The sequence below is a fragment of the Bacillus sp. GC_Bacil_1 genome, from assembly GCF_026540675.1.
Taxonomy (GTDB): Bacteria; Bacillota; Bacilli; order Bacillales; family Bacillaceae_G; genus Bacillus_A; species Bacillus_A cereus.
On sequence record NZ_JALNUG010000068.1, the window covers coordinates 1 to 278 of the forward strand.

Sequence of the window (278 nt, forward strand, 5' to 3'; positions counted from 1 at the left end):
CTTCATTGTTTAATCGCCTTAAAAAACTTTTCATTCCAATAGAAATCAATTTATAGATTGTAAGAATGTAAAGCAGAAAAGTAACAATAAAAAATAGAGGTGTTTCAATTTTAATAAAAGTATATGCAATCTTTTGAATCACTATAAAGCTTCCAAAAGAAAAAGTTAGCCCCATAAATCCATTATATAAAATGTGTACCAACCTTGGCTCATTTGGTTTATAAAAAAATACCCATACTCCCCATATATTAGCAATGGAAATAAAAGGTAAAATCACG

At 27.3% G+C, this 278-nt stretch carries 1 pseudogene; it reads right to left on the reverse strand.

The features are described 5' to 3' along the window. Positions 1-278: pseudogene (locus OXT04_RS29675) on the reverse strand (hypothetical protein); the annotation flags it as partial.